This is a genomic window from Coleofasciculus sp. F4-SAH-05 (assembly GCF_040222985.1).
Lineage (GTDB): Bacteria > Cyanobacteriota > Cyanobacteriia > Cyanobacteriales > Coleofasciculaceae > Coleofasciculus > Coleofasciculus chthonoplastes.
Map to the genome: position 1 here is coordinate 1 of NZ_JAVKBY010000234.1, position 6,173 is coordinate 6,173.

Consider the following 6,173-nt stretch of genomic DNA (forward strand, 5'->3'; position numbering starts at 1 on the left):
CTCTGGAGTTATCTAAATTAGGCTCAATACTTGGTAGTTTTCTACGGGTGTTTGGTTTAAGTATTGCCGCAAGGATAGATAATTGTAAGGTGTGTCGCGGAACTAAGAATCCCCGCACTTATAGGGCGGGGAGTGTCAAAAAGCCTTTACCCGGACTCAGCTTCACTCGGTAGAGGCTTGTGCCTGCTCCACCACCTGAGTAATCGAATTCAATCCTTGTTCTTCCAACTTTTTTAACAATCCCTGCATGATTCGCCGTGCCATCCAGGGTCCTTCATAGACTAATCCCGTGTACACTTGAATCAAGCTGGCTCCGGCGGTGAGCTTTTCCCAGGCATCCTCGGCGGTAAAAATTCCCCCCACGCCGATAATCGGTAATTTCCCCTGGGTTTGCTGGTGAATAAACCGAATCACCTCTGTCGAACGTTCCCGCAGTGGCGCACCACTAATTCCGCCAGCTTCTTCAGTCACGGGTTTGCCTGTGGCGGCGATGACTTGGGTTTTCAGGATATCCCGGCGAATTGTTGTGTTAGTAGCCACAATTCCCGCAAGCTGATACGTTTGAGCTAAATCCACAACATCCGCGATCGCCTCCCACTCCAAATCCGGTGCAATCTTAACTAAAAGCGGCTTTTGTCCTTGATTGTCCTGTTGCAACGTCTCCAAAATGATTCGCAGTTGTTCAGCATCTTGGAGCGATCGCAATCCGGGTGTATTCGGTGAACTTACATTAACCACAAAATAATCACCCCAAGGCTTAAGCAAGCGGAAACTGGTTAAATAGTCAGTAGCGGCGTCTTCTAAGGGTGTTACCTTAGACTTACCCAGATTGATCCCCAAGGGGATCGGCTCAAACGGCTGATGTGCGATCGCTCCTAATCGGTCTGCCAACGCTTGCGCCCCTCGATTATTAAACCCCATACGGTTGAGAACGGCTCTATCTTGGAGTAAACGGAACAACCGTGGTTGGGGGTTTCCGGGTTGGGCGTGACTGGTAACGGTTCCCAGTTCAGCAAAGCCAAACCCAAAGATACGCCAAATTCGAGCCGCTACCCCATCTTTATCAAATCCGGCGGCTAAACCTAGAGGATTAGGGAATTTCAGTCCCCATAAGGTTTGTTCTAAGCGAACATCACTCAGGCAAAAGGCTTGGTGCAATTGAGAGGAAAGCCAAGGAGTTGAGGAGGATTGGTATGTACGATCTAGCCAACCTAATACGTGCATTGTCTGTTCGTGCGCCCACTCCGGATCTGCCTTCACCAGCGAAAATAGAATGGGGCGAATGGCAGATTGGTAAATATCAGTCATTGGTTATTTGTCCTTTGTCCTTTGTCATTCGTCATTCGTCATTTGTACGTCTCTGCTTCCCCAGCTCCCAGACGTAGCATGCTACGTCTCTACATGGCTTCCCCAGCGTCCCCGTTCCCCATTCCCTATTCCCTGTTCCCTGATAATTAATTATGGGTCAGCAAAATCTACCATCCCAAAACGATCATCCATTCCTTGCCCTAGGACGAGTGCTGGAGACATTGCGGGAAGAGGACAATGCTGACGTGTTGATCGAGACTACTCTAAATTACCTGCAAACCGAGTTTGATTACCACCTGATCTGGATTGGGCTTTATGATCGCTTGGATCATCGCTTATTTGGTAAAGGGGGTATTGCTCCCACGGGTGAGACCGATTTTTTGAAGCAGCGATACAACCTGCAACCGGGTGATCTGTTAGAACAAATCGTGATTCAACAGCGCCCAATCACCGTTCCTGATATTCAGCAAGAAATCCGGGCGGGAGAATGGCGACGACTTGCTACCAATTTAGGGATTCAGGGAACATTGCTGTTTCCCTTACGCGCCAAGGATCAATGTTTTGGTGTCACCTTGTTGGGTTCACATCAATGGGGTATCTCTGCCCAACCCAGGGACACCGCCCATTTATCCATGGTGTTGGGTGGATTAGCGGCGGCGCTACATGAGATAGAGGTCAATTGGCAACAATCGGCAATGAAACGCCCTGACAAACCCCTGTTTCAAGCCCTTGATGAGCTGATCAAATTGCCCAAGCTGGTTCAGCGTTTGGATAAATTGGTGACGATGACTCAAGAGTTTATTACACCGACGCGCACTAATATTTATTGGTATAATCCACAGCAACGCTATTTCTGGCATCGGGTGGGTAATCGTCAATCTCTCCGTAGTGTTGTTGGGTTACGCAACTCCAAAGCGGGTCTTACTGTTGCTGAAGCCAGTGACTTTTATCAGGCGTTAAAGGCGGGTCAGTTAGTCACCATTGGCAGCAGTAGAAGCCAACTCAAGACAGAAACCACAGAACATATCCTACATCGACTACGAACTCGTTCGTTGATGGCAGCCCCGATTCAAATTCAAGGGGAATTGTTGGGTTTTCTGTCGGTGGAAGAAGACGATCCGCGAATTTGGGAACGGGCAGAACGGAACTATATTTTAGCCACCGCTCAATTAGTGGCGCTGGTAGTGAGTGGTGAGGAATTAGACACCCAAGTTCAGGTAAGAATCAAGGATAGCCAGGTGCTAGCAAGGATCGCTCAAGCGATCGCCTGTCGTCCCACGCCTGAAGCCGCCCTGAATGATGCGGGGAAGCTGATTTGCCAGCATCTGAATACGGATCGATTGGTAATCCTGCAACGGGATCAGTCGGGTCAATTCACTGTTATGTTTAGCCGACAACCGTCGAATCGTCGTCCTTTTCCCTCACCCTTACCCCCCCTGAATGATCAGGATCAACAGTGGTTGAGGGGACGAAAAAAAATGGAGGTGATTGAAGATATTGAGGCAGATGGGTTACTCACATCCTGGCGGGAGACGTTCACGCAACTGAATCTGCGATCGCTCCTCATCCAGCCTTTATCCTATCCAGAACATTCCCCTAAACAACCGAGTTTCCTGTTCTTGATTGGTCATGAGAGTCCTCGAACGTGGAACTCGAATGAACGGGATTTCGTGAAAACTGTAGCCCAACTCATCTATCTACTGCTCACGCTATCGGGTGAGTTAGATAACGCCAAACGTTCTTTTTTGGCGCATCAAACCCTGCAGTCGGGTCTATCCATGCTCCACTCAGCCCCGAAAGATCCGGTGCGCTTTGAACGGGCTTGGATTAATTATGTGGCAAAGTTGCTGGAATCTCCGCTGGTGGCGCTGCTCACTTGGAGTCCCCAAATTGCTTGGGCGACGGTATCCACGGTGGCGGTTACGGATTCGCGTTTTGCTCTCCCTCCCGATTTAACTATTTCGGTGGCAACAAATTCCCTGATTCACCAGGCTCTAGCTACCCCCCATTTCTGCTGCTTTGCGGTGAAGGATCTGCCTGATTCTGTACGTCAATGGTTTAATAGTCCCGATATTGGTCAAATTTTGGTGATTGCCTTACATCAGGATACCACTTCAGCCACGGGACTGATCTTGATTGCGGATCACCAGGAACGAAGTTGGTCTGAACGTTTGTTGTCGGTACTGGAAATCTTAACCCAACAGTTTACTGACTTGCGTGACTATCGGTATCGCCTGATGCAACAAACCCAAGAGCGGGAAAACTTGCAAGCTCTCAACTGGTACAAACACCGATGCTTGGAGAAATTTTATCAGTCTGTGCAGGAGATGAATAATTCCTTACTCTCATTGGACAGTCAAATATACTCTCCGGCGGAAGCCACACAGCAGGTTAGCAATTCGGCGTTACAAAAGATGCGTCGTCAACAACTGATGCACAAATTAGAAGCCGTTCTAGCGGGCGTGACTCCGCTCCTCAAGCAGGAACAGTGGCAACTCAGGACGACGCTACGCCCAATCAAGTTGGCAACTTTGTTGAAGCGATCGCTGCGACAGGTGGAACCCTTTTATCATCAGCGTCAACTGGTTCTGAATATGCATAATGTGAGTCAGTTTACCATTTATGGGGATTACCTGAAGCTAGAATGCATTGTGTTGGAGTTATTGCTTACGATTGGTTTACAATCCCGTGCTGGACGTTGGATTCATCTGTGGTGCTGTCCCCTACGTTCAGATACTAAACCCAGGATGGGTTCAAGTTCACCTTATCCGTTACTCGAGTTACTGATTTCTCAAAGCAATTCTTTGGAGGAGTGTCAGCAGGTTCTCACCGCTTCACCGAGAAAATCTCTGCATAGCTTAAATATGAGGATTTGTCAACAGATTTTGCGGAGTTGGGGAGGCGATCTGCATTTTTACCAAACCCAAGTCCATGATTATTTGATCCGGTTGCTGTTGCCATTGGAACAGAAGCAGAAGTAAATCTGGCACGATTTTAGCGATCGCGAGATTTATAGTGAACGAGAGAGGGCGACCCGATCAAATTGAGTGGACTGGTATTGTTAATTGATGCAAGCGGGTCGCCCCTACAGAGATTCCACAGGTTTTTGCCCAAATTAATCGACGAAATCTGCCCAGACAAATACAGAAAAGAAACCGTAGGGGCGCACCGACGTGCGCCCTATTGCTGACGTGCGTCTAGAAAGCTTGCAAGTCAAAAGCGATCGCACAACGTCACAACGTCTGAGACATACGGTTTCCGTTCCCGGTTGTCACCCCATCTGCTAATACAATTGTCAAGACTGGATACAGACAAACTTATCCGAATTTGCTCCCTATCACTGGGAGAAAGAATGGCGCAAATGGCACAAATGGCACAAATGTACCTGGGAAATCTTTTTGGGGCAAGGGGATTCAATTCCTACGGCGATGCAACAATTAGAACAGCGTAAACTGCGTCGGAATTGGACAGGGATTAACTGGATTGGTGAGAGTTCAAGCCTTACGGGAACCGATGCGATCGCGTGGCAGAGATTGGGGGCTGAGGATAGAAATGATCAACATATTAATTATAGTCGAGAAGACCGCGAAATTCAGGCTTTTTACCAGGATTTAGCCTTAGACTGGTTAACCAGCCTCCCCGAACAATGGCAACAACATCAGCAAGACATTACCCTAAGTGTCGGCTTTGTTTGGGTAGCCGGGAGTGTCCCCCAACGAGATGTACTGCAACATTGTCGGGAGGCGGAGAAACAGGCAAAACGCTTAGGGCGAAATCGGGTAACGATTCGGGTAGTTTTTAACAGTGGACAGTATGTGCAATGGACTTGTCCTTGGCACTATTTGGAGATACTGAAACACTACCGCAATCGCGACAATAAAACCTACTCAAATTGGCAACAATCCGGACAACAATCAGAGCAACAACCCAACTGGAATCATGTTTATAATGACCTGCTACAACTCAAATCCCGCCATGCTTTTGGTTTATGCGTTCGAGATCAGCAGGTATCGGGTCAAGAGATTATGGAGAATTGTCAAGCGGTTCTGGAGTTTTTTGACATTTATTTTCCTGGACAAAAAGAAAGAATTGAGCAAAATAATAAAAAAGAACAAGACAAGACAAAAAAAATTAAAGAAAATTCCAAACTCTATCAGGATTCAACAGTCTCCTTCCAGAATTTAACCTATCGCTACAAACCGAAGAACCCTTAAACCAAAGGGTTCACTCCTTAACCTCTTTACCCTTACCCTCCTCTCACTCCTCCCCCTTACCGATTGAAGAACTCTTATCAGCGTTTTCGGCAAATGTCTGGTTACTTGACCATAGTATCGGACTATTAATTCCCACAACCATTGATATTGATATCCCCTGTGATACATCAGCCTACGTGGAACAAGCCAAAACTTTAATGGCTGAGTTATTCGAGGGAATCAGTTGGGTAGAACAATCGGGAATGTATAAAAAATGGTGAGTGAAAAGAGTTATGTGATTAAGTCGTTTATGACGCGACAAGCGTTAGTCGAACAGTTGCAAATGGTTTTAAAGTTTGTTGGTTATTTGCAGCAGGAATTACGCCAGGAAACCATGGCGTTAGAGATTGATGTAAAAATGATATTATTACAGATGGCACCGTCATACCAGTAGGGTGGGTTAGGCGGTGATTCAATTGAAAAAGTTACCGCAAAATTGGATATCCGCCGTAACCCACCCATAAAAAAGTGAGCCATTGGTGCGTTACGCTGCGCTAACACACCCTACAGGCGTGGCACAGCTAATTTGGTGGAATAGATTGGGTACGTAGTGAGGGCTTTAGCCCTCTCCAGCTAGGCGTTAGAGAACTAAAGTTCTCACTACAAACAAAG

At 47.3% G+C, this 6,173-nt stretch carries 5 protein-coding genes; 4 read left to right on the forward strand and 1 reads right to left on the reverse strand.

The features are described 5' to 3' along the window. Positions 1-162: 162 nt before the first annotated feature. The gene (locus RIG27_RS28445; RefSeq protein WP_446350494.1) at positions 163-1,308 is read right to left on the reverse strand and encodes a quinone-dependent dihydroorotate dehydrogenase; all 1,146 of its coding nucleotides are present in this window, start codon (positions 1,306-1,308) and stop codon (positions 163-165) included. Between RIG27_RS28445 and RIG27_RS28450 the strand changes: the two genes are divergently transcribed. From RIG27_RS28450 to RIG27_RS28465, 4 genes are all read left to right on the forward strand, one after another. Then, complete coding sequence (locus tag RIG27_RS28450; protein ID WP_446350495.1) at positions 1,291-1,458, forward strand: hypothetical protein; 168 nt, start codon at positions 1,291-1,293, stop codon at positions 1,456-1,458. The two genes, RIG27_RS28445 and RIG27_RS28450, sit on opposite strands and share 18 nt — an antisense overlap. 2 nt (positions 1,459-1,460) lie before the next feature. After that, positions 1,461-4,289, forward strand: a complete 2,829-nt coding sequence (locus RIG27_RS28455) for a GAF domain-containing protein (protein WP_446350496.1) — start codon at positions 1,461-1,463, stop codon at positions 4,287-4,289. 447 nt (positions 4,290-4,736) lie between these two features. After that, positions 4,737-5,522: a hypothetical protein gene (locus RIG27_RS28460; RefSeq protein WP_446350497.1), complete on the forward strand. Its 786-nt coding sequence runs from the start codon at positions 4,737-4,739 to the stop codon at positions 5,520-5,522. A 253-nt stretch (positions 5,523-5,775) separates the two neighbouring features. Further along, complete coding sequence (locus tag RIG27_RS28465; RefSeq protein WP_446350498.1) at positions 5,776-5,955, forward strand: hypothetical protein; 180 nt, start codon at positions 5,776-5,778, stop codon at positions 5,953-5,955. Positions 5,956-6,173 lie beyond the last annotated feature (218 nt).

Coding starts and splice junctions, on each gene's coding strand:
- RIG27_RS28445 (WP_446350494.1), bottom strand. CDS start 1,308: ATGACTGATATTTACCAATCTGCCATTCGCCCCATTCTATTTTCGCTG.
- RIG27_RS28455 (WP_446350496.1), top strand. CDS start 1,461: ATGGGTCAGCAAAATCTACCATCCCAAAACGATCATCCATTCCTTGCC.
- RIG27_RS28460 (WP_446350497.1), top strand. CDS start 4,737: ATGCAACAATTAGAACAGCGTAAACTGCGTCGGAATTGGACAGGGATT.
- RIG27_RS28465 (WP_446350498.1), top strand. CDS start 5,776: ATGGTGAGTGAAAAGAGTTATGTGATTAAGTCGTTTATGACGCGACAA.